Annotated in this window: 19 protein-coding genes; 13 read left to right on the top strand and 6 right to left on the bottom strand. The window is 67.2% G+C overall.

The annotated features are described in order from the left end of the window. The first annotated feature begins 204 nt into the window (after window positions 1–204). From queA to fabV, 6 genes are all read left to right on the top strand, one after another. Window positions 205–1,272: a tRNA preQ1(34) S-adenosylmethionine ribosyltransferase-isomerase QueA gene (gene queA, locus LZ605_RS07205; RefSeq protein ID WP_249844289.1), complete on the top strand. Its 1,068-nt coding sequence runs from the start codon at window positions 205–207 to the stop codon at window positions 1,270–1,272. A 123-nt stretch (window positions 1,273–1,395) separates the two neighbouring features. Further along, entirely contained in the window at window positions 1,396–2,526 is a 1,131-nt protein-coding gene (tgt, locus tag LZ605_RS07200) for a tRNA guanosine(34) transglycosylase Tgt (protein ID WP_006434331.1), read from the top strand. 134 nt (window positions 2,527–2,660) lie between these two features. After that, the gene (yajC, locus tag LZ605_RS07195) at window positions 2,661–3,005 is read left to right on the top strand and encodes a preprotein translocase subunit YajC (RefSeq protein ID WP_006434333.1); all 345 of its coding nucleotides are present in this window, start codon (window positions 2,661–2,663) and stop codon (window positions 3,003–3,005) included. A 61-nt stretch (window positions 3,006–3,066) separates the two neighbouring features. Further along, a complete protein-coding gene (gene secD / locus LZ605_RS07190) occupies window positions 3,067–4,923 on the top strand; it encodes a protein translocase subunit SecD (protein ID WP_249844288.1) in 1,857 nt (618 codons plus the stop codon). A 16-nt stretch (window positions 4,924–4,939) separates the two neighbouring features. Beyond that, complete coding sequence (secF, locus tag LZ605_RS07185) at window positions 4,940–5,920, top strand: protein translocase subunit SecF (RefSeq protein WP_249844287.1); 981 nt, start codon at window positions 4,940–4,942, stop codon at window positions 5,918–5,920. A gap of 595 nt (window positions 5,921–6,515) precedes the next feature. Next, a complete protein-coding gene (fabV, locus tag LZ605_RS07180) occupies window positions 6,516–7,775 on the top strand; it encodes an enoyl-ACP reductase FabV (RefSeq protein WP_249844286.1) in 1,260 nt (419 codons plus the stop codon). Between the two features lie 117 nt (window positions 7,776–7,892). Here the strand turns inward: fabV and LZ605_RS07175 are convergent, their stop codons facing one another. The 3 genes from LZ605_RS07175 to LZ605_RS07165 all read right to left on the bottom strand — a co-directional run bounded on the left by LZ605_RS07175 (window position 7,893) and on the right by LZ605_RS07165 (window position 11,783). Continuing rightward, window positions 7,893–9,962, bottom strand: coding sequence for a GGDEF/EAL domain-containing response regulator (locus LZ605_RS07175; protein ID WP_249844285.1), 2,070 nt, complete (start codon window positions 9,960–9,962; stop codon window positions 7,893–7,895). A 91-nt stretch (window positions 9,963–10,053) separates the two neighbouring features. After that, a complete protein-coding gene (locus tag LZ605_RS07170; RefSeq protein WP_249844284.1) occupies window positions 10,054–11,238 on the bottom strand; it encodes an NAD(P)/FAD-dependent oxidoreductase in 1,185 nt (394 codons plus the stop codon). Beyond that, a complete protein-coding gene (locus LZ605_RS07165) occupies window positions 11,235–11,783 on the bottom strand; it encodes a YaeQ family protein (protein ID WP_249844283.1) in 549 nt (182 codons plus the stop codon). The genes LZ605_RS07170 and LZ605_RS07165 overlap by 4 nt, the downstream gene beginning before the upstream one ends. 124 nt (window positions 11,784–11,907) lie before the next feature. Between LZ605_RS07165 and LZ605_RS07160 the strand changes: the two genes are divergently transcribed. Beyond that, a complete protein-coding gene (locus tag LZ605_RS07160; RefSeq protein WP_249844282.1) occupies window positions 11,908–12,786 on the top strand; it encodes a pseudouridine synthase in 879 nt (292 codons plus the stop codon). Between the two features lie 6 nt (window positions 12,787–12,792). Here the strand turns inward: LZ605_RS07160 and LZ605_RS07155 are convergent, their stop codons facing one another. Continuing rightward, window positions 12,793–13,281, bottom strand: coding sequence for a YaiI/YqxD family protein (locus LZ605_RS07155; protein ID WP_107232697.1), 489 nt, complete (start codon window positions 13,279–13,281; stop codon window positions 12,793–12,795). Between the two features lie 302 nt (window positions 13,282–13,583). On the opposite strand from LZ605_RS07155, the gene LZ605_RS07150 reads away from it, so the two are divergent. The 4 genes from LZ605_RS07150 (at window position 13,584) to LZ605_RS07135 (ending at window position 17,394) form a co-directional block, all read left to right on the top strand. Further along, window positions 13,584–13,793, top strand: a complete 210-nt coding sequence (locus LZ605_RS07150; protein WP_005416210.1) for a cold-shock protein — start codon at window positions 13,584–13,586, stop codon at window positions 13,791–13,793. A gap of 184 nt (window positions 13,794–13,977) precedes the next feature. Beyond that, window positions 13,978–14,667 (top strand): glutathione S-transferase, encoded by a 690-nt coding sequence (locus LZ605_RS07145; RefSeq protein ID WP_249844281.1) that lies wholly within the window; start codon window positions 13,978–13,980, stop codon window positions 14,665–14,667. Window positions 14,668–14,698: 31 nt separating this feature from the next. Next, entirely contained in the window at window positions 14,699–16,264 is a 1,566-nt protein-coding gene (locus LZ605_RS07140) for a protein adenylyltransferase SelO (RefSeq protein WP_249844280.1), read from the top strand. A gap of 593 nt (window positions 16,265–16,857) precedes the next feature. Further along, window positions 16,858–17,394, top strand: a complete 537-nt coding sequence (locus LZ605_RS07135; RefSeq protein WP_107232694.1) for an adenine phosphoribosyltransferase — start codon at window positions 16,858–16,860, stop codon at window positions 17,392–17,394. 78 nt (window positions 17,395–17,472) lie between these two features. Here LZ605_RS07135 and dbpA read toward each other — a convergent pair whose 3' ends face one another. After that, window positions 17,473–18,849: an ATP-dependent RNA helicase DbpA gene (gene dbpA, locus LZ605_RS07130; RefSeq protein ID WP_249844279.1), complete on the bottom strand. Its 1,377-nt coding sequence runs from the start codon at window positions 18,847–18,849 to the stop codon at window positions 17,473–17,475. A 135-nt stretch (window positions 18,850–18,984) separates the two neighbouring features. After that, window positions 18,985–20,064 carry a YeiH family protein gene (locus tag LZ605_RS07125; protein ID WP_249844278.1) on the bottom strand — a complete coding sequence of 360 codons (1,080 nt, stop codon included), beginning with the start codon at window positions 20,062–20,064 and terminating at the stop codon, window positions 18,985–18,987. A 102-nt stretch (window positions 20,065–20,166) separates the two neighbouring features. Between LZ605_RS07125 and LZ605_RS07120 the strand changes: the two genes are divergently transcribed. Together LZ605_RS07120 and LZ605_RS07115 are read left to right on the top strand one after the other, a co-directional pair. Beyond that, complete coding sequence (locus LZ605_RS07120) at window positions 20,167–21,042, top strand: LysR family transcriptional regulator (RefSeq protein ID WP_249844277.1); 876 nt, start codon at window positions 20,167–20,169, stop codon at window positions 21,040–21,042. Window positions 21,043–21,343: 301 nt separating this feature from the next. Next, the gene (locus tag LZ605_RS07115; RefSeq protein WP_249844276.1) at window positions 21,344–23,227 is read left to right on the top strand and encodes an ATP-binding cassette domain-containing protein; all 1,884 of its coding nucleotides are present in this window, start codon (window positions 21,344–21,346) and stop codon (window positions 23,225–23,227) included. Window positions 23,228–23,282: the final 55 nt, after the last annotated feature.

The raw sequence follows: 23,282 nt of genomic DNA, 5'->3' as shown, positions 1-23,282 counted from the left end.
CTCCTGAAACGTTGGGTCGCACGGGCCTTCAAAAGCAAAACGCGCGTCATCACGCGCGCTTCGGGGCAGGCTCGTGCAGCGGACTTCCAACTCGATGCTAGCACTTGTTTTTTTGCGCGATAACCCCGCAGAAACCTGCTGCATAGCAGCATTTTGCGCGACGTTCGCCGCGAAGCGCGCCGGCTCGCAGACGCTGGCCGTACAATGCGCGCCATTGTCGACCTGTTGCCGCCCACTGCCTTGAAGAAGTCCGATTTCCATTACGACCTGCCGGCTGAACTGATTGCGCAGGCGCCCCTGGCCGAACGCTCGGCCAGCCGTCTGATGCTGGTGCCCGCAGCGCCGGCCGCCTTCACCGACCTGCAGGTGCGCGACCTGCCGTCGCTGCTGCAGCCGGGCGACCTGCTGGTGTTCAACGATACCCGGGTGATCCCGGCGCGCCTGTTCGGGCAGAAGGCCAGTGGTGGCCGCGTGGAGATCCTGATCGAGCGCCTGCTCGGCGGCCAGCAGGCGCGTGCGCAGGTCGGGGCCAGCAAGTCGCCGAAGGCCGGCAGCCGTATCGCGCTGGACGCGGGCGGCGAGGCCGAGGTGCTGGGCCGCGACGGCGAGTTCTACGTGCTGCAGTTCCACGTGCCCGAAGCGCTGGAGCAGTGGCTGTTGCATGCCGGGCGCCTGCCGCTGCCGCCCTACATCCAGCGCGAGCCGGGCGTGGACGACCGCGAGCGCTACCAGACCGTGTTCGCGCGCGAAGTGGGCGCGGTGGCCGCGCCAACGGCCGGCCTGCACTTCGACGAACCGCTGCTGGCCGCGCTGAAGGACAAGGGCGTGGAGTTCGGCCATGTCACCCTGCATGTGGGTGCGGGTACCTTCCAGCCGGTGCGCGCAGATGACCTGAAGGACCACGTGATGCACCGCGAGTGGCTGAACGTCGGCGCTGAACTGGTCCAGCAGGTGCGGCGCACGCGCGCGGCCGGCGGCCGGGTGATCGGCGTGGGCACCACCGTGGTGCGCGCGCTGGAAAGTGCGATGCGTGGCGGTGAGCTGCTGCCGTTCGCCGGCGAGACCCAGATCTTCATCACCCCGGGCTACCGCATCCGCAGCGTCGACGCGATGGTGACCAACTTCCACCTGCCGGAAAGCACGCTGCTGATGATGATCTCCGCGTTTGCCGGCAAGGAGCGCGTGTTCGAGGCCTACCAGCACGCGATCGAGCAGCGCTACCGCTTCTTCAGCTACGGCGACGCGATGCTGCTGTTCCCGCAGGAACAGTAACGGTAGCGCCGGGCCATGCCCGGCGGGGAGGGAGGGCCCAAGGGGCGCCGGGCATGGCCCGGCGCTACCGGCATCGGCCGCTTTGGGAGACAATAGGCGACTATTTGCCTGAACGACCGCTCCATGTCCCGACTGCAGTTCCAGCTCAAGACCCGCGATGGCCGTGCCCGTCGTGGCCGCCTGACCTTCCCGCGTGGCACGGTGGAAACGCCGGCTTTCATGCCGGTGGGAACGTATGGCTCGGTCAAGGGCATCCTGCCGGACCAGGTGCGTGCGCTGGGCGCCGAGATCATCCTCGGCAACACCTTCCACCTGTACCTGCGCCCGGGCCTGGACATCATCGCCGACCACGGTGGCCTGCATGGCTTCTGCCGCTGGGACGGCCCGATCCTGACCGACTCCGGCGGTTTCCAGGTGTTCTCGCTGGCCCACCGCCGCAAGATCACCGAGCAGGGCGTGACCTTTGCCTCGCCCACCGACGGTGCCCGCGTGTTCCTGGGCCCGGAGGAGAGCATGAAGATCCAGAAGGTGCTCGATTCGGACGTGGTGATGATCTTCGACGAGTGCACCCCGTACCCGGCCACCGAGGATGTTGCCCGCCGTTCGATGGAGCTGAGCCTGCGCTGGGCCCAGCGAAGCCGCAACGCGCATGACGAGCTGGGCAACGACGCAGCCCTGTTCGGCATCGTGCAGGGCGGGGTGCATACCGACCTGCGCAGCCGCTCGGCCGAGGCCCTGCAGGCGATCGGCTTCGATGGCTATGCCATCGGCGGCCTGGCCGTGGGCGAGCCGGAGCACGAGCGCAACGCCATGCTCGACCACCTGGACCCGGAGCTGCCCGGCGACCGCCCGCGCTACCTGATGGGCGTGGGCCGGCCGGAAGACCTGGTGGAAGGCGTGGCCCGCGGCGTGGATATGTTCGATTGCGTGATGCCGACCCGCAATGCGCGCAACGGCCACTATTTCACCTCGTTCGGCACCGTTCGCATCCGCAATTCCCAGTACGCGCGCGACATGGATCCGATCGAGCCGGGCTGCGGCTGCGTGGCCTGCACCGGCGGCTATACCCGCTCCTACCTGCGTCACCTGGACCGCTGCAACGAGATGCTGGCGCCGATGCTGGGCACCCTGCACAACCTGTTCTATTACGAAAAACTGATGGCCGACATCCGGGCCGCGATCGAGGCGGGAACCTTCCTGGCCTTCCGCGAGTCCTTCTACGCGGCACGTGGGGCGGTGGCCCCGCCCCTGTAACTCCGGATGCCCCCTGCCGAACGGCCCAAGGACGAACGCCTGGGGCCGTGGCATACTTCAAGGCTGACCCAGATCCGCGGTCGACACCCCCGCCCCTGAAGGGACGGGAGCGCCGCCCAACCAAAGGACCAACGATGAACCTGCTTGCCTTCCTGATTCCCGCCGCCCACGCCCAGGCCGCCGGCGGCCAACCGCAGGGCATGGGCCTGACCACGCTGCTGTTCCCGATCATCCTGATCGCCATCATGTACTTCCTGATGATCCGCCCGCAGATGAAGCGGCAGAAGGAGCACAAGGCCATGCTGGAGAAGATCAAGCGTGGCGACGAAGTGCTGACCAACGGTGGCATCGCCGGCATCGTCACCGACATCGGCGACAACTTCATCACCATCGAAGTGGCCGACAACGTGCGCATCCGCGTGCAGAAGGGCGCCGTCGGCAACGTGCTGCCGGCCGGCACCCTGAAGTCGGCCCAGTAAGCCACTCCCTTTCCGATGCACAACCGCGGCGCCGGGGATGGCGCCGCGCGGGACCCAAGCAATGCTCGAATTTCCACGCTGGAAGTACGTCGTCATCCTGATCGTACTGGCGCTCAGCGCGCTGTACGCGCTGCCCAACATCTACCAGAAGGACCCGGCCATCCAGATCACCGCCAACCGTGGCGGGCAGATCGACGATGCGCTGCGCGACCGTGTGCTGGCCGACCTGAAGACGGCCGGTGTCACCACCCTCGGTGCCGAGAAGGAAGGGGAAAGCCTGATCGTCCGCCTGCCGGACCTGAAGGCGCAGTCCGCGGCCAGCGATGCGCTGCGTGACACCGTCGGTGAAAAGTACACCGTGGCCCTGAACCTGGCCTCGACCGTGCCGGACTGGCTGTCCAAGCTCGGCGGCCGCCCGATGGTGCTGGGCCTGGACCTGCAGGGTGGCGTGCACTTCGTGCTGCAGGTCGACCAGAAGGCTGCGCTGGACAAGCGCCTGGATGCCTATACCGAAGACGTGCGCAGCACCCTGCGTGACGCCCGCATCGCCTACCAGTCGGTGGAGCGCCGTGCGGACAACAGCATCGTGGCCAACCTGAGCCCGTCCGCCGGCGATGACGCCGCGCAGCGTGCCCGCGCCGCCCTGGTCAAGGCGCAGCCGACCCTCGGCTATGACGTCAGTGGCAGCCGCATCACGGTGACCGTGCCGGAAGCCGAGATCGCACAGATCGCCAACGGTGCCATCGAGCAGAACATCAATACCCTGCGCAACCGCGTCAACCAGCTCGGCGTGGCCGAGCCGATCATCCAGCGCCAGGGTGCCGACCGCGTGGTCGTGCAGCTGCCGGGCGTGCAGGACACCGCCGAAGCCAAGCGCATGATCGGCGCCACCGCCACCCTGGAATATCGCGCGGTGGTGGAAGGCAACGCACAGGACGCGATCAGCTCCGGCCGCATCCCGCCGGAAGCCAAGGTCTACCAGCGCCGTGACGGCGGCGGTCCGATCCTGCTGAACAAGCGCGTGATCGTCACCGGCGACCAGATGGTCGGCGCGCAGGCGGTGACCGACTCCAACAGCGGCTCGCCGGCGGTCAGCGTGACGCTGAACAATGTCGGCGGCCAGCGCATGTTCGACTTCACCAGCGCCAACGTGAACAAGCCGATGGCGGTGGTCTACACCGAACGCGTGCCGACCGTGACCGTCGTTGACGGCCAGGAAGTGCGTGGCTTCAAGGTCAACGAGGAAGTGATCTCGGTGGCCAACATCAACGGCGTGTTCGGCAAGAACTTCCAGACCACCGGCCTGCAGAAGAAGGAAGCCGAAGACCTGGCCAAGCTGCTGAAGTCCGGTTCGCTGGCCGCGCCGATGGACTTCGTCGAAGAGCGTGTGGTCGGCCCGAGCCTCGGTGCCGAGAATGTCAAGAACGGCATGCGCGCGGTGGTGTTCGCATTCCTGTTCACTCTGGTGTTTTTCAGCGTGTACTACCGCATGTTCGGCGTGATCACCTCGGCGGCGATGCTGTTCAACCTGCTGATCGTGGTGGCGGTGATGTCGCTGTTCGGCGCGACCATGACCCTGCCGGGCTTCGCCGGCCTGGCGTTGTCGGTTGGCCTGTCGGTGGACGCCAACGTGCTGATCAACGAGCGTATCCGTGAAGAGCTGCGTGCCGGCGTGCCGGGCAAGACCGCGATCGTGACCGGTTACGAGCGAGCCTCGGGCACCATCCTCGACGCCAACCTGACCGGCCTGATCGTCGGTGTGGCGTTGTTCGCATTCGGTACCGGTCCGCTGAAGGGCTTCGCGCTGACCATGATCATCGGTATTTTCGCCTCCATGTTCACCGCGATCACCGTGTCGCGTGCGCTGGCGACGCTGATCTACGGCCGCCGCAAGAAGCTCCAGAACGTGGCCATCTGACGGGAGGACACGCACAATGAAACTGTTTCCGCTGCATATCCTCCCGAACGACACCAAGATCGACTTCATGCGTTGGCGCCATGTCGCCATGGCAGTCACCATCGTGGTGTTCCTGGCGTCGATCAGCATCATCGCGTTCAAGGGTTTCAACTACGCGCTGGACTTCACCGGCGGCACCCTGATCGAAGCCCGCTTCGACAAGCCGGTGGACGTCGAGCAGGTCCGTACCAAGCTCGAGCAGAATGGCTTTGATGGCGCCCAGGTGCAGAGTGTCGGTGGCAACACCGACCTGCTGATCCGCCTGGCTCCGCACGGCGAGCACGCCCCGGGTACCGGCGCTGCCGCCACCGAAGACAAGGCGACCGCTGCGGCTGTGGTGAAGGCGCTGTCGTCGGCCGACAACCAGGCCACGGTGTTGCGTAACGAGTTCGTGGGTCCGCAGATCGGCAAGGACCTGGCGATGAATGGCCTGTATGCCACCATCTTCATGCTGGCCGGCTTCCTGATCTACATCGCGGTGCGCTTCGAATGGAAGTTCGCGGTCACCGCCAGCATCGTGGCGATGTTCGACCTGATCGTGACGGTGGCTTACGTGTCCCTGCTGGGCCGTGAGTTCGACCTGACCGTGCTGGCCGGCCTGCTGTCGGTGATGGGCTTTGCGATCAACGACATCATCGTGGTCTTCGACCGCGTCCGCGAGAACTTCCGCAGCCTGCGCGTGGACTCGATGGAAGTGCTGAACCGTTCGATCAACCAGACGCTGTCGCGTACGGTGATCACCGCGGTGATGTTCTTCCTGTCGGCGCTGGCCCTGTACCTGTACGGCGGCAGCTCGATGGAAGGCCTGGCCGAGACGCACATGATTGGTGCGGTGATCGTGGTGCTGTCCTCGATCCTGGTGGCGGTGCCGATGCTGACGATCGGTTTCCTGCGCGTCAGCAAGCAGGACCTGCTGCCCAAGGCAAAGGACGTCGAGGCCCTGGCCCGTCGCCCGTAATCACCTGCGGCATGCAACACACAGAGAACCCCGCGCAAGCGGGGTTTTTTGTGTTGCAGGGCTGGTACGCGTCATCGCATGCGCGCTGTCGCTCCCACGCTTCGCTGCGCGAACCGTGGGCCCCACTTACCAGCTCCCAGACCCCCGCCGCTTCGCGGCCGCCCCCTGACTCAGGGGGCTCTGCCCCAGATCATTCCTGCGGCTGTTGGTAGGTGTCGACCAAGGTCGACACCCACCAGAGCAGAATGCGGTTCCGACAGATCGCAGAGAACTGTCGAAGGCGGGGTGGGTCCGGTTGCGGGGGTGTCCGCGGCATGGATGCCGCGGCCAAGCCCCCAAGGATGGGTTTACGGTGTCCCCCGCAACCGGACCCGCCCCGCCATCCCACAGGTAGCTCGCTTTTGACGTTGACGTTGACGTTGACGTTGATTCGGCGGGTGCAGGGTGCAACCCTGCAGAACAAACCCCACCCTACGCCAGCGTCGGTTGTGCAATCGGCCCCCGCGCACTACGATCCTGCGGTTCGCGCGCGCAGGCGCCCGCCCGTACTCCTGCTGAGCGCCCCGCGCGCCGCATCTGCCAACCCGAGGTATCCATGGTCATCAAACCGCGCGTCCGCGGCTTCATCTGCGTCACCACCCACCCGACCGGCTGCGAGGCCGCGGTCAAGCAGCAGATCGATTACATCCGCGCGCGTCCGCCGATCCAGAATGGCCCCAAGCGCGTGCTGGTGATCGGCGCCTCCACCGGCTACGGCCTGGCCGCGCGCATCACCGCTGCCTTCGGCAGTGGCGCGGCGACCCTGGGCATCTTCTTCGAGCGCCCGGGCAGCGAGACCAAGCCGGGCACGGCGGGCTGGTACAACTCGGCGGCGTTCCACAAGTACGCCGACGAAGCCGGCCTGTACGCCAAGAGCATCAATGGCGATGCCTTCTCCGATGAAGTGAAGGCCAGGACCATCGAGATGATCAAGGCCGATCTCGGCCAGGTCGACCAGGTCGTCTACAGCCTGGCCGCGCCGCGCCGCAAGCATCCCAAGACCGGCGAGGTCATCAGCTCCACGCTGAAGCCGATCGGCGAGCCGATCACGCTGCGTGGCCTGGATACCGACAAGGAAGTGCTGACCGAGACCCACCTGCAGCCGGCCACCCCGGAAGAAATCGCCGGTACCGTTGCGGTGATGGGCGGTGAAGACTGGCAGATGTGGATCGACGCGCTGGCCGATGCCGGCGTGCTGGCCAACGGCTGCACCACCACCGCCTTCACCTACGTGGGCGAGGAGATCACCCAGGCCATCTACTGGAACGGTTCGATCGGCGCTGCCAAGAAGGACCTGGACAACAAGGTGCTGGGCCTGCGCGAGAAGCTGGCGAAAATCGGCGGCGATGCGCGTGTATCGGTGCTCAAGGCCGTGGTCACCCAGGCCAGCTCGGCCATTCCGACCATGCCGCTGTACCTGTCGCTGCTGTTCAAGGTGATGAAGGAAAAGGGCACCCACGAAGGCTGCATCGAGCAGCTGGACGTGCTCTACGACATCCTCTACGGCGGCAAGGCCGACGGCGTGGCGATCGATCGCCTGCGCCACGCCCTGGTCGATGGCGACGGCCATAGCGTCGCGTTGATCGATGAGGAAGGCCGCCTGCGCGCCGACTACAAGGAGATGGCCGCCGATGTGCAGGGCAAGGTCGTCGCGCTGTGGCCGCAGGTGACCAACGAGAATCTGTACGAGATCAGCGATCTGGCCGGCTACAAGGCCGACTTCCTGCGCCTGTTCGGCTTTGGCGTGGAGGGCGTGGACTACGAGGCCGACGTCAATCCGGACGTGAAGATCGACAACCTGGTCGACATGACCTGATCAACGAAAAGGCCGGCGAACGCCGGCCTTTTTTTTGTTTCTGTAGAGCCGAGCCATGCTCGGCTACGTTTTGCCTGGGCCTGGCAGCCGAGCATGGCTCGGCTCTACAGGCAGGGATCACCCGAATTCGAAGCCCATCTCCGGCAGCGCCGGGCCGACAAAATCGCCCTGCACGTAATCCACGCCGGCACTGAACAGCAGCGTCATGGAATTGGCATCGCTGACGAACTCGGCGATGGTGCGGATGCCGGCTTCCTGCGCGCGCGCGGTGATCTGGCTGATGCGGTCGATGTTCTCGCGGGTAGCCGCCAGATCACTGGTGAAGCCGCGGTCCAGCTTCAGGAACTGCGGCTGGAAGTGCGCCAGCAGCTGGAACGAATCCAGTCCCGAACCGAACTGCTCCAGGCCGATGCGGCAGCCCAGCGGCGCTACGTCGGCCAGGAACTGCTGGGCGCTGCGCAGGTGGGTGAACACCTTGGCTTCCGGCGCATGCAGCCACAGCCGTTCGCCGGGCACGCCGCGTGCCTGCAGTTCACGGCGCAGGGTGGCCACCATCTGCGGGTCGTCAAACGACTCCGGCGTCACCTTCACCAGGACCTGGGTGGCATGGCCCTCGGCTGCGCGCTGGCCCAGTACCGAAATGGCCTGGGAGACCACCCAGCGATTGATGTCGGCCAGCAGCCCATGCTCCTCGGCAATGCCAAGGAAAGCGGTCGGACTCAACAGCTCGCCGTTGTGTTCCAGACGCAGATAGGCCTCGTACAGTTCCAGCGGCTCGCCCTGCAGGTTCAGCACCGGCTGGTAGTGCAGCTGGAAGCCGTCGCCGGCCAGCGCCTCGCGGATGCGCGCTACCCAGCGCAGCACGCGCTCCTGCTCGACACGGTCGACCGCGGCCGGATCGAAGATGCGGCAGGTGTTGCCCAGTTCGGCCGCGGCCTGTGTGCACTCGCTGGCACGTGCCAGCACCTGGCCGATGCTGGCGATCTTCTCGCCCACCTGCACGCCGCCGATGCTGACGGTAACTGTGGCCGAGCGCGCGCCGATGCTGAACACATGCGCGGCATAGGCCTCGCGGATACGCTCGGCCAGTGCGACGGTCTGCGCGTATGGGCCGGCCTGCAGCACGGCGAAGCTGTGCTCGCCAAAGCGCGCCAGCTGTGCCTGTTCGCCCACCACCTCGGTGAGCAGGGCGGCCAGGGCGCCAATCAGCGTGTCGGCCGAGGCCAGGCCGATGTCCGGCAGCAGGCGTGCGTAATGGTCCGGCTCGATCAGCAGCAGGCCGAACTGGCCTTCGCTGCGGCCGGCCTGGGCCACCGCGCTTTCCAGCTGCAGCATGAAGGTGGGACGGTTGAGCAGGCCGGTGACCTGGTCGCGCTGGCGCAGGTCCTCGACCTCGCGCGCCAGCTCCGGATCGAACTCCATGCGGCGGCGGAGCACGACCTGGAGGCAGGATTCACCTTCGTAGGTGGCGGCGGTGAACTCCATCGTCGCCGGGAACGCGCTGCCGTCCTCGTGGCGCGCGTCGAGCTGGTACTGCGGCGGCGGCGCCTCGCCACGGCTCAGGCCCTTCAGCAGCTGCTTGAAGCCCTCCACATGCTGGGCCGCGACCATGTCCAGCAGCGAGATGCCTTCGATGTCGTCGAACTGCTCATAGCCGAACATCTCCAGGTAGGCGTCGTTGGCGCGGATGTGCATGCCTTCATGCACATAGGCGATGGGGTCGCGCGAGGAGGCGATCAGTGCATCGCAGCGGCGCTCGGTCTCGCGCATCTGTGCCTCGATCCGGCGCAGGCCGCGGCGGGCCTGCAGATCGACCCACTGGTCGCGGACCACGGCCAGCAGGTGCTCGGCACGCTGGCGCAGGGCGAGGGCGCGGATGCCGTGGCTGCTGGCCTGCACCAGTTCGTCCTCGTCGATGCGTTCGGCCAGCAGCACCAGCGGGATGTCCTTGCCGCTGGCGGCAATGTGCTGGGCGACCAAGGGCAGCGGAATACCCTGCGACGGCGAGGCCAGGACCAGATCGATGGCCTGGCTGGCCAGCACCTGGGCCAGCTCGGCGGCATCCTGCGGGCGCCAGGGGCGCACCGCGATGCCGCTGTTGCGCAGGGTGCTGACGATGGCTTCGGCATTCTCGCCGCTGTCATCGATGATCAGCAGGCGGATGGTGATGTCGTTCGCGTTCTGCATGCACTGCTCCCCAATCTGCGAACCTAGATACACGATGCGCGGCGAACCGTCCATGCGCGGCCCCCTTGCGCGCGCCGAACGGCGAAGTGGTTCACACCACGCCGCCGGCCGCGTGGCCGCTGGCCCAGGCCCACTGGAAGTTGTATCCGCCCAGCCAGCCGGTCACATCCAGCACCTCGCCGACAAAATGCAGGCCGGGCACGCGCTTGGACTCCATCGTCGAGGACGACACTTCTGCAGTATCGACGCCGCCCAGGGTAACCTCGGCGGTGCGATAGCCTTCGGTTCCGCTGGCCACCAGCGGGAACGCGCCCAGCAGCTGCGCGGCCTGGCGCAGCACCGGCTCATCCAGCTGGCGCACCGGGCGGTCGGGCAACCAGTGTTCGCACAGGCGCTGTGCAAAGCGCTTGGGCAGCACCTCGCCCAGTACCGTGCGCAGCTCGGCAGCGGGGCGCTCGCGCTTCATCTGGCGCAGCCACTCGCCGGCATCCTGACCGGGCAGCAGGTCCAGCTCCAGCGCGTCGCCGGGTTGCCAGAACGAAGAGATCTGCAGGATCGCCGGGCCACTCACGCCACGGTGGGTCAGCAGCATGAAGTTCTGGAAACGCTTGCCGTTGCAACGCGCCTCGATCGGCAGCGCCACGCCGCTGAGGTCGGCCAACCGCTCCTGGTGCGTGCCGCTGAGCGTGAGCGGCACCAGGCCGGCACGGGTCGGCAGCACCTGGTGGCCGAACTGGCGCGCGATCTCGTAGCCGAAGCCGGTGGCGCCCATGCTCGGAATCGACAGGCCGCCGGTGGCCACCACCAGCGAAGCACAATGGAACAGCCCCTGAGTGGTGTGTACGCGGAAGCCGTCACTGCCGTGCTCGATGCGCTGCACGCTGCACCCGGTGCGGATCTGCGCCCCGACGGCCTGGCACTCATCCACCAGCATCTTCACGATCTGCTTGGACGACTCGTCGCAGAACAGCTGGCCCAGCTCTTTTTCGTGATACGCGATGCCATGCTTGTGCACCAGCTCGATGAAGTGCCAGGGCGTGTAGCGCGCCAGTGCCGATTTGCAGAAGTGCGGGTTGGCCGACAGGAAGTTGGCCGGGGTGGTGCCGGTGTTGGTGAAGTTGCAGCGGCCGCCGCCGGACATCAGGATCTTCTTGCCGACCTTGTTGGCATGGTCGATCACCTGCACCTGGCGGCCGCGCTGGCCGGCGGTGATTGCGGTCATCAGCCCGGCCGCGCCGGCGCCGATGACCACCACGTCGCAACGGATGGTGCTCATGCCTTGGCGCGCTTGCGCCAGTTCGGGATCACGTCGAGCTGCATCTGATCGTTGAGCAGCTGTACCTCGCCGTCCTGGATCAGCACGCTCCAGCGCATGGCGCGCTGGATCTGCTGGCCCCACTGTTCAACGAAGGCACCGTCCAGATCGATCACCGACAGGTTGTCGAAGCGCGCCAGGCCCTTGCCCTGCTTGCTCCACCAGATCTCCGAGGCGTTGCCACCGTAGTTGATCACCTGCACCTGGCGGCTGCGGTTGCTGGCCTTGCGGATGCGCGATTCGTCCGGGTGGCCCAGGTCGATCCACTGCAGGATGTCGCCGGTGTAATCGTGTTCCCACAGGTCCGGCTCGTCATCGGTGCTCAGGCCGCGGCCGAACTCGAGGCGGTCGCCGGCATTGAGGGCGAAGGCCAGCAGGCGCACCATCAGGCGCTCGTCGGTCTCGGACGGGTGCTGGGCCAGCGTCAGGTTGTGGGTCGCGTAGTAGCCGCGATCCATGTCGCTGATCTGCAATTCGGCCTTGCGTATGGTGGCGGTGAGGGCCATGGAGGATCCGTCGACTAAAGACGACAATGATAGAGGTTTGCTTGAGGGGTGTCCGTGGCCGTGCTGTGTGCGTGCCGTCGACGATGCTCCCCTTGTGCTCATTTCCAGCAGCGGAGCCGATGCGATGACGATGCCCAGCCGATTGCAGCTGCCGCCGGGGCGCTGGCCCAGCCTGCTTGACGGCCTGTGCGCGCGCTTTCCGCGCATCGACCGCGCGCAGTGGCTGGACCGCTTCGCCCGTGGCCGCGTGCAGGATGCGCAGGGCAGGGCGCTGGCGCCGGACCAGCCGTGGCAGGTCGGGCTGGAAATCCGCTACTTCCGCGAAGTGGCCGACGAAGCGGTGATTCCGCATGCCGAGCACATCCTGCATCTGGATGACGATCTGCTGGTGGCCGACAAGCCGCACTTCCTGCCGGTGACCCCGGCCGGCGGGCATGTGCGGCAGACCCTGCTGGCGCGGCTGGTGGCGCGCACCGGCAATAGGGAACTGGTGCCGCTGCACCGGCTGGATCGGCTCACCGCCGGGCTGGTGCTGTTTTCGACCCGGCCGGCCACCCGCGATGCCTATCAGCGGCTGTTTCGCGAGCGTCGTATCGAAAAGACCTATGAGGCGCTGGCACCAGCACTGCCGGGCGTGGCCTTCCCCCTGCAGCGACACAGCCGCCTGGTGCCGGGCGAGCCGTTCTTCCGCATGGCTGAAGTGCCCGGTGAGCCCAATGCGCGCAGCCGCATCGAACTGATCGAAGCCGGCGGGCCGGTCTGGCGCTATCGGCTGCTGCCGGACACCGGGCGCAAGCACCAGTTGCGCGTACATATGGCAATGCTGGGGGCGCCGATCATCGGCGATGACCTGTACCCGCAGTTGCAGGCGCGGAGACAGGGGGCGGTTGAGCCCTCGCTGCAGCTGCTGGCGCAGGGGTTGGCCTTCGACGATCCGTTGAGCGGGGAGCCGCGGCGGTTCAGCAGCCAGCGCGGCCTGTGCCTGCCCGGCCAGGGCGGATAAGGCCGTTCAGCGAACCGGGCGCCGCGCCAGCCAGCGGTCCAGCTCGGCGGCGAACAGTTGCCGGTCGCGCGGCCCAAGCGGCGGCGGGCCACCGGTCTGGACCCCGGCACCGCGCAGCTCTTCCATGAAATTGCGCATCGACAGCCGCTCGGCCATGTTGTTGGGGGTGTACAGCTGGCCGCGCGGGTTCAGCGCCACCGCCTTCTTTTCCAGCACCAGGGCCGCCAGCGGGATGTCCTGGGTCACCACCAGGTCGCCGGCCGCGACCCGCTCGACGATCGCACTGTCGGCCACGTCCAGCCCCTGGGGTACCTGGATCGAGCGCAGCCAGCGCGAGGGCGGGGTGCGGATCCACTGGTTGGCGACCAGGGTCAGCTCGATCCCGACCCGTTCGGCGGCGCGGAACAGGATGTCGCGGATGACGGTGGGGCAGGCGTCCGCATCCACCCAGATACGGGGGAGGGCCGGTTCAGCGTGGGTTTCAGCTTCAGTCATTTACCCAGTGTAGGGTAGGAAAAACCTGAATGGGGACTCGGAGTTAGCCCCGACGAGCTGCCAGCCCTTGTCACGCCTAGGGGCCGGCCTGTTGTCATGAACGTGCGGGCTATCGCTTTTTGCAGAAAACACGCGTATCGTGCGACCCACTGTGTTTGCTAGGGTCACCGTGAATCGTGGCCTGGTGCAGTTGATCTCACGATCCGCTCATCGATCCGCTTTACCAACGCCTGCAACTCAGTCTCGGCCCCGATACCCGGCGGCTGCGATTTTTTTCAACATGTGTTTCAGGAGTTAGTAAAATGTCGGAACGTCAGACCGGTACCGTCAAGTGGTTCAACGATGCCAAGGGCTTCGGCTTCATCACCCCGGAAAGCGGCCCGGACCTGTTCGTGCACTTCCGTGCCATCCAGGGCACCGGCTTCAAGACCCTGCAGGAAGGCCAGAAGGTTACCTTCATCGCCGTCCAGGGTCAGAAGGGCATGCAGGCTGATCAGGTGCAGGCGGTCTAATCCGTCTGCTACCGCTTGGTAGCCAGAACGCCGGAAGCGAAAGCTTCCGGCGTTTTTTATTGCCCGCTGTTCTGTGGAGTCGAGCCATGCTCGACTGCTCTCAAAGGCAGTCGAGCATGGCTCGACTCTACAAAGGGCATGCAGCGGGCACGGTACGATGTGGGCCTCCCCGAGGATCATCCCCATGCGCATCGTCCACCACCTGGAAAACTCCCGCTCACTGCGTGTGCTGTGGATGCTGGAGGAGCTGGGCCTGGACTACGAGCTTCGCCGCTACCCGCGCGATCCGAAGACGTTGCTGGCGCCGCCAGCGCTGCGCACGGTGCATCCGCTGGGCAAGTCGCCGGTGTTGCAGGACGGTGTACAGGTGCTGGCGGAATCCGGTGCGATTCTTGATTACCTGGCCGACCGCTACGACACCCAGCGCCAGTTGTCGCCGCCGCCGATGCCGGCCGACGGGGCCGAACGCATGGCCTACCGTTACTGGCTGCACTACGCCGAAGGCTCGGCGATGCCGCCGTTGCTGCTGACCCTGGTGATGGGGCGCATCCGCAGCGCGCCGATGCCGTTCTTCGCACGCCCGATCGCACGCAGCATCGCCGACAAGGCCGAGCGCGGCTTCATCGGCCCGCAGCGCCGCCTGCACCTGGACTGGATGGAGCGGCGCCTGGCTGAAAGCCCGTGGTTTGCCGGCGAGCGCTTCAGCGCTGCCGATATCCAGATGAGTTTCCCGATCCAGGCCGCGGCTGCACGTGGCGGTGGCCTGGACGACAAGCCTGCATTGCGTGGTTTCCTCAAGCGCATCGGCGAGCGCCCGGCGTACCAGCGCGCCGAGGCCCACGGTGGCCACCTGCAGGCGCTCAGCGGCAATTGAGGCGTGCGGCAGTCGCCCCCATTTCAAGCCCATGGATACCGACAGCCCCCGTTTCGACAACCGCCTGCTGAGCGTACTGCCGGGCGACCCTGAATCCGGACCGCGCCGCCGTGAGGTCCGCGGTGCCGCGTGGTCGCCGGTCATGCCGACCCCGGTGGCCACGCCAACGCTGCTGGCCTGGTCGCCGGAGCTGGCCGCGATGCTCGGCTTCGATGCCGATGAGGTGGCAAGCGAAGGCTTCGCCGATGTGTTCGGCGGCAATGCGCTGTACGCCGGCATGCAGCCGTGGGCGGCCAACTACGGGGGGCATCAGTTCGGCCATTGGGCCGGGCAGTTGGGCGATGGCCGCGCGATCTCGCTGGGTGAACTGCTGGCCCCGGATGGCCGTCACTGGGAACTGCAGCTGAAGGGCGCCGGCCCGACCCCGTACTCGCGTGGCGCCGATGGGCGCGCAGTGCTGCGTTCGTCGATCCGTGAGTTCCTGTGCAGCGAGGCGATGCATCACCTGGGTGTGCCGACCACGCGTGCGCTGTCGCTGGTCGGGACCGGCGAAGAGGTGGTGCGCGACATGTTCTATGACGGCCATCCGCGCGCCGAGCCTGGCGCCATCGTGTGCCGGGTGTCGCCCTCGTTCCTGCGTTTCGGCTCGTTCGAGCTGCCGGCATCGCGGGGTGAAACCGCCCTGCTGCAGCAACTGGTGGACGCCTGTATCGCTCGTGATTTTCCCCAACTCGAAGGGCAGGGCGAGGCGCTGTATGGCGACTGGTTCGCGCAGATCGCGGTGCGCACCGCCGAGATGATCGCGCACTGGATGCGTGTCGGCTTCGTGCACGGGGTGATGAACACCGACAACCTGTCCGTGCTTGGCCTCACGCTGGATTACGGCCCCTACGGCTGGGTCGAGGACTTCGATCCAGACTGGACACCGAACACCACCGACGCGCAGGGGCGGCGCTACCGCTTCGGTACCCAGCCGCAGGTGGCGTACTGGAACCTGGGGCGGCTGGCACAGGCGCTGTCACCGCTGTTCGCCGATGTGGCACCGTTGCAGGCGGGGCTGGCGGCATACCAGTCCACCTTCGTGGCCTGCACACGTCGCGATGCCGCCGCCAAGCTGGGCCTGGCCGCCGCCGACGATGGCGACCTGCAGCTCTACCAGCGTTGGCAGCAGCTGATGCAGGAGGGCGCGATGGACATGACCCTGGCCTGGCGCGCGTTGATGCGCATCGATCCGGCCGCGCCGGATCTGGCCGTGCTGGACGCGGTGTACTACGACGACGCACGCAGGCAGGCGGTGCAGGCGCCGCTGCAGCAGTGGCTGCAGGACTACGCTACGCGGCTGCGCGCCGACCCGCTGTCGGCCAGCGAACGCACCGCGAAGATGGCGGCGGCCAACCCGCTGTACGTGCTGCGCAACTGGCTGGCACAGGAGGCCATCGACCGCGCCGAGCAGGGCGACCTCGGCGGTGTTCATGCATTGCAGGACGTACTGCGCGACCCGTACACCGAGCGCCCGGGGCTGGAGCATTACGCCGGTAAGCGCCCGGCCTGGGCCGACAACCGCGCCGGCTGCTCGATGCTGTCCTGCAGTTCCTGAGGGTGGGGTTCGGCAGGGCTGCGCTCTGCACCCGCAGAGGCCAGGTCAACAGCCAGAGCAAAAGCTGGATTCCGTGGTTTGGCGGGGCGGTGTCGGAGTGCGGGGACGCCGCAAGTACGTCCGTGTAGGCTTGGCAGCCGCATCCATGCGGCTGACACCCCGCACTCCGACACCGCCCCACCTCCGACAGACTCCCGCTGCTGTGGGTAGGTGTCGACCTTGGTCGACACGGTAGATCCACGCCATGCGTGGATGCTCTTCGTTCAATTCTCGAAATATTCGATTTCGATGGAGATTCATCCACGCATGGCGTGGATCTACGACAGATCGCAGGAAACTGTCGAAGGCGGGGTGGGTCCGGTGGCGGGAGTGTCCGCGGCATGGATGCCGCGGCCAAGCCCCCATGGACGGGTTTACGGCGTCTCCCGCCATCGGACCCACCCCGCCATCCCACAGGAAACCAGCTTCTGCCGTTGCCGTTGCCGTTGCTTGAAGCCTCAGCAGGTGCCGGGCGCAGCCCGGCCGAACACCCCCAACAGGCAGGCGGCGCCCGGAACGGGTACCCTATGCCGCCATCAGATAGCCAACCTGACATGACCGACGCCATCGTCGCTCCGCAGTGGGCCTCGCGCCTGCGCGACATCGCCGACTTCCCCAAGCCCGGCATCCTGTTCAAGGACATCATGCCGCTGCTCGCTCACGGCGAGGACTTCCGCGGCGCGATCAGCGCGATGGCCGACCGTTGGCGCGACCAGAAGCTGGACGCGGTGGTGGGCATCGAATCGCGCGGTTTCATCCTCGGTGCCGCAATGGCACTGGAACTGGGCGTGGGCTTCGTGCCGGTGCGCAAGCCGGGCAAACTGCCGGGCCAGGTGCTGCGCGAGGAATACACGCTGGAATACCGCAGCGACTGCATCGAAGTGCACGCCGATGCGCTGCCGGCCGGTGCGCGCGTGGCGATCATCGACGACGTGCTGGCCACCGGCGGCACGCTGGGCGCCGCGCTGTCGCTGGTGCGCCGCCTGGGCGTTGAGGTGGTCGGCGCCGGTGTACTGGTCGAGCTGGATGGCCTGGGTGGCCGTGCGCGCTGGGAAGCGGGCCTGCCGCTGCACACCGAACTGGTGTTCTGAGTCTGTCGCCGGGCGTGGCCCGGCGCTACACACCGCATGCAGGTAGCGCCGGGCCATGCCCGGCGACCACCTTGCCGATCACATCATCCTCACGCGGAAGCGACGGCCCTTGATCTTGCCGGCTTCCAGCTTGGCCACGGCCTTGTTGGCCTGCTCGCGGGCGATTGCCACGTAGGATCGAGTCGGGAAGATCGCGATCTTGCCGATGAACTTGCTCGACAGGCCGGCGTCGCCGGTCAGTGCGCCGAGGATGTCACCCGGGCGCAGCTTGTCGGTCTTGCCACCGTCGATGCGAAGCGTACGCATCGCCGCCTGCGGCAGCTCGGCCGGACGCGAGGTCGCCAGCGGCGTCTTCTGCCAGTCCAGCGGCTGCCCCATCTGCGCTTCGATCGCTTCGGCACGGGTCTTTTCGCGGCCGGCCACCAGGCTGATCGCCAGGCCGCTGGCGCCGGCACGGCCGGTGCGGCCCACGCGGTGCTGGTAGCTCTCCACGTCGGTCGGCAGCTCGTAGTTGATCACCGCCGCCAGTTCTTCCACGTCAAGGCCACGCGCGGCCACGTCGCTGGCCACCAGCACGTTGCAGCTGCGGTTGGCCAGCAGCAGCAACACTTCCTCGCGGTCGCGCTGCTCCATGTCGCCATGCAGGGCCAGCGCCGAGAAGCCAAACTGCTGCAGCGAATTGGCAACCTCGTCCACGTCCTTGCGGGTATTGCAGAACACCACCGCCGATTCCGGCGTGTACTTCAGCAGCAGGCCGGCCAGCGCCTTCTGCCGGTGTGCCGGTTCCACCTCGCAGAACATATGGCGGATCGCCGGTGCCTGGTCGGCGCCCTCCACGGTCACTTCCACCGCCTCGCGCAGCAGGTCACGCGCCATGGAGCGGATGCTGTCGGGGAAGGTGGCCGAGAACAGCAGGCTCTGGCGGTCCTTGTGGGTGCGGCCGGCAATCTCGCGGATCGGCTCCTCGAAGCCCATGTCGAGCATGCGGTCGGCTTCGTCCAGCACCAGCGTGCGCACCGCGCCCAGGTTCAGCGCGCGCTTGCGCGCCAGTTCCTGCACGCGGCCGGGCGTGCCCACCACCACATGCGGGTCGTGGCCTTCCAGCGAGGCCAGCTGCGGACCCAGCGGCACGCCACCGACCAGCAGCAACAGCTTCAGGTTCGGAATGCCGGTAGCCAGCTTGCGGATCTGCTTGCCGACCTGGTCGGCCAGCTCACGGGTCGGGCACAGCACCAGCGCCTGCACGCGGATCAGGCTGGGGTCGATGGACTGCAGCAGGCCCAGGCCGAAGGCGGCGGTCTTGCCGCTGCCGGTGGGGGCCTGTGCGATCACATCGCGGCCATCGAGGATGGCCGGCAGGCTCTGCGCCTGCACAGGGGTGAGGGTGGTGTAGCCGAGGGCATCCAGGCCGGGCTGCAGGGCCGGGCTCAGCGGCAGGGTCGAGAAGTCAGTCATGGCGCATTGTACCTGCCCGCGCGGCCGGTCCCGTCCAATGGGGCGGGGTCGGAGCCCTTTCCGCAGGAAAGGGCTCCGACCCCCAATGGGAGCCGCCATCCACTGGTGGGTGCCGGCCGTTGGTCGGCACTGCCCTCAGCCCAGCACCGCCAGCACGCCCTGATGAATCGCCAGGCCACCGAACAACAGCCAGGCAAACAGGATCGACGCCAGCAGCAGCGGCTTCAGGCCGGCCTGGCGCAGCGCCGAGACATGGGTGGTCAGGCCCAGCGCGGCCATCGCCATCGCCAGCAGCACCGTGTCCAGCTGCACCAGCCCGGCCTGCAGGCCAGCCGGCAGCAGATGCAGCGAGTTGAAACCGGCCACCGCCACGAAACCGAACGCGAACCACGGCACCACGATGCGTGCCTTGCCGCCGTCGGCGCTGGGCTTGCCGCCCCGCGCCAGCCACAGCGACAGCGCGACCAGGAACGGTGCCAGCAGCATCACCCGCACCATCTTGGTGATCACTGCGGTATCAGCCGCCGCTTCGTTGACCGCACGGCCGGCCGCCACCACCTGCGCCACTTCATGCACCGTCGCACCGGTGAACAGGCCGTACTGCCGTGCGTCCATCGCCAGCCAGCCGTGCGATTGCACCAGCGCATACAGCGCCGGGTACAGGAACATCGCCAGCGTGCCGAACACCACCACCGTCGACACGGCCACCGTGACCTGTGCCGCGCGGCCGCGCACCACTGGTTCAGCGGCCATCACCGCCGCCGCGCCGCAGATCGCGCTGCCGGCACCGATCAGCATCGCGGCCTCGCGTTCCATCCGGAACACGCGTACGCCCAGCCAACAGGCCAGGCCGAAGGTGCTGGCGACCACCAGCACGTCCATCAGCACACCGGCCACGCCGACATGGCCGATGTCCTGGAAGGTCAGGCGCAGGCCGTACAGCACGATGCCGGCGCGCAGCAGCCAATGCTTGGAGAACCCGACGCCGGCCGCACTGCTTGGCGCCAACCGCGGATAGACGGTATTGCCAACCACGATGCCGGCCACGATCGCCACGGTCAGCGCGCTCAGGCCATGTGCCTGCAACCAGGGCAGCTCGGCCAGGTACAGCGACGCGGCCGCCACCAGGCCGACCAGCAGCAGGCCGGGCAGGCGCAACTGCCAGCGTTGGCGCAGGGCGGGCAGGGACCAGGGTGACAAGGCAGGGGCGTTCATGGCGAGGGCAGGGCTGAAGTGAGGGTGCAAGCGTGCGCCCGCACCATTGACCTGTAAAACGAATAATATGGGTGAAACCTACCTATCAAGCGGGTAATTACCATGCGCCTGACCTTGCGCCAGCTGCAGGTGTTCGTCGCCATCGCTGACCACGGCAGCACCACCGCTGCGGGCCAGGCCATCGCGCTCTCGCAGTCGGCCAGCAGCGCTGCCCTGCAGGAACTGGAGGCACACTTCGGCACGCCGCTGTTCGACCGCATCGGCCGTCGCCTGGCCCTGAACGGGCACGGCCGCGCGCTGCTGGAGCCGGCGCGTACGCTGCTGGTCAACGCTGCCGACCTCGAACGGCAGCTGGCTGCGGGCGGCGACCCGGCCCAGGGCGCCCCCCTGCGGCTGGTACTGGCCGCCAGTACCACCATCGGCAACTACCTGTTGCCGCCGCGCATCGCCGAGCTGCTGCGCCAGGCACCGCAGGCCGAGGTCGATCTGCGCATCGACAACAGCGCCGGCGTGGTCGCGGCCGTGCAGCGCCTGGATGTGGACGCCGGGCTGATCGAAGGCCCCTGCCACGAGCGCGGCCTGCAGGTGACCGCCTGGCAGCAGGACCCGCTGGTGATCGTGGCTGCCGCCGATGCCGCGGCGCGCTGGTCGCTGGAGCAGCTGCGCGGCGCACGTTGGCTGCTGCGTGAGCCCGGCTCGGGCACCCGCGAGGCGGTGGAGCAGGCGTTGCTGCCGCATCTGCGTGGCTTCGCCCAGACGCTGCAGCTGGGCAATACCGAAGCGATCAAGCAGGCCGCCATCGCCGGCCTCGGCCTGGCCTGCCTCTCGCGCCATGCGCTGGAAGAGCCGCTGGCCCTGGGCCGCCTGCGCGTGCTCGAGACCCCGCTGCCCGCCCTGCAGCGCACCTTGTGGCTGGTACGCCACCCGGGCAAACAATGGCTGCCGGGTTTGCAGGCGTTGTTGGGGGACGTGGGGTAATCCATCAGATTCCCATGTGTCGACCAAGGTCGACACCCACCAGAGCAGAATGCCGTTCCGACAGATCGCGGGAAACTGTCAGGGGCGGGGCGGTGTGGGTCTGCAGGACCGTTGGCGCCATGGATGGCGCCATCGAGCCCCCATGGATGGGTTTACGGCGTGTCCTGCAGACCCACACCGCCTCGCCATCCCACACGGAACCTGCGTTTGACGTTGCCGTTGAGGTTGCCGGCCAGCGGCCGGCACTACTGCGGGTGCCGGGTGCAACCCGGCCGACGCCCCCAACCCGTACAATATCCGGATGCCTCTGATTACCCTACAGAACGTCGACTTCAGCGTTGGCGGCCCGTTGTTGCTGGAAAAGGCCGAACTGTCGATCGAGCCGGGCGAACGCATCGCCCTGATCGGCCGCAACGGCGCCGGCAAATCCACCCTGCTCAAGCTGCTGTCCGGCGACCACAAGCCCGATGACGGCGAAGTGCGCGTGCAGCAGGGCGTGCGCGTCACCCGCCTGGAGCAGGAGGTGCCGCACGGCGCCGCCGGTACGGTGTTCGACGTCGTCGCCGACGGCCTGGGCGAACTGGGCCAGTGGCTGGCCGAATTCCATCACCTCAGCCACGCCGAGGAATTCGACGGCGAAGCGCTGGGCAACGTGCAGGCCAAGATCGACGCCGCCAACGGCTGGGGCCTGGACCAGCGCGTCAGCGAAACCCTGACCAAGCTCGACCTGGACGGCGAGGCCGAGTTCGGCCGCCTGTCCGGCGGCATGAAGCGCCGCGTGCTGCTGGCCCGCGCGCTGGTATCCAGCCCGGACGTGTTGCTGCTGGACGAGCCGACCAACCACCTCGACATCGAAGCCATCGACTGGCTCGAAGCGTTCCTGAAGGGCTGGAGCGGCAGCGTGGTGTTCGTCACCCATGACCGCCGCTTCCTGCGTGCGCTGGCCACCCGCATCGTTGAGATCGATCGCGGCCAGGTCACCAGCTGGCCGGGCGACTGGGCCAACTACGAGCGCCGCCGCGAGGAACGCCTGAACGCGCAGGCGCAGGAAAACGCACGCTTCGACAAGCTGCTTGCGCAGGAAGAAGTCTGGATCCGGCAGGGCATCAAGGCGCGCCGCACCCGCGACGAGGGCCGCGTGCGCCGACTGAAGGCGATGCGCGTGGAGCGGTCGCAGCGCCGCGACCTCAGCGGCAACGTCAAGATGGAAGCCGCGCAGGGCGTCAGCTCCGGCAAGAAAGTCATCGACGTCAAGGACATTTCGTTCGCCTTCGGCGAGCGCACCATGGTCCGCGACTTCACCACCACCATCCTGCGTGGCGACCGCATCGGCCTGATCGGCCCCAATGGCAGTGGCAAGACCACGCTGCTGAAGCTGCTGCTGGGCGAACTGCAGCCGGCCAAGGGCGAAGTCAACGCCGGCACCAATCTGCAGATCGCCTATTTCGATCAGTATCGTGCGGTGCTGCGCGAGGACTGGAGCGCGATCGAGAATGTGGCCGAAGGCCGCGATTTCCTCGAGTTCAACGGCAAGCGCAAGCACGTGCATGCCTACCTGCAGGACTTCATGTTCACCCCGGAACGCGCGCGCGCGCCGATCACCCGCCTGTCCGGTGGTGAGCGCAACCGACTGCTGCTGGCCAAGCTGTTCGCACAGCCGTCCAACCTGCTGGTGATGGACGAACCGACCAACGATCTGGACGTGGAAACCCTGGAGCTGCTGGAAGAGCTGCTGGGCGAATACACCGGCACGCTGCTGCTGGTCAGCCATGACCGTGACTTCATCGACAACGTGGTGACCTCCACGCTGGTGATGGAAGGCGACGGCGTGATCGGCGAGTACGTGGGCGGTTACAGCGACTGGCAGCGCTATGCGGCCAGTGTGGTGCCGGCGCCGACGGTAGTGGCTGCTGCCAAGCCGGCGGCGGCCGCACCGGTTGCTGCAGGGGCCGCGCCTGCCGCGCCCAAGCGCAAGCTGGCCTACAAGGAAGCGCGCGAGCTGGAGCAGCTGCCGAAGACCATCGAGAAGCTGGAAGGTGATGTCGAAGCATTGACCTCGGCGATGAACGACCCATCGTTCTACACCCGCAGCAGCGCCGAAGTGACCGCGCACACCCAGCAGCTGGCCAAGGTGCAGGCCGAGCTGGATGCCGCCTACGCGCGCTGGGAAGAGCTGGAAGGCTGAGCGCTGGTCGGCGCCAGCGGCGAGCCTATTGATGTAGAGCCGAGCCCATGCTCGG

This window comes from Stenotrophomonas maltophilia, from assembly GCF_023518235.1.
Lineage (GTDB): Bacteria > Pseudomonadota > Gammaproteobacteria > Xanthomonadales > Xanthomonadaceae > Stenotrophomonas.
The sequence above is the reverse complement of the archived record's forward strand: the minus strand, read 5'-3'. Positions and strand labels throughout refer to the sequence as shown.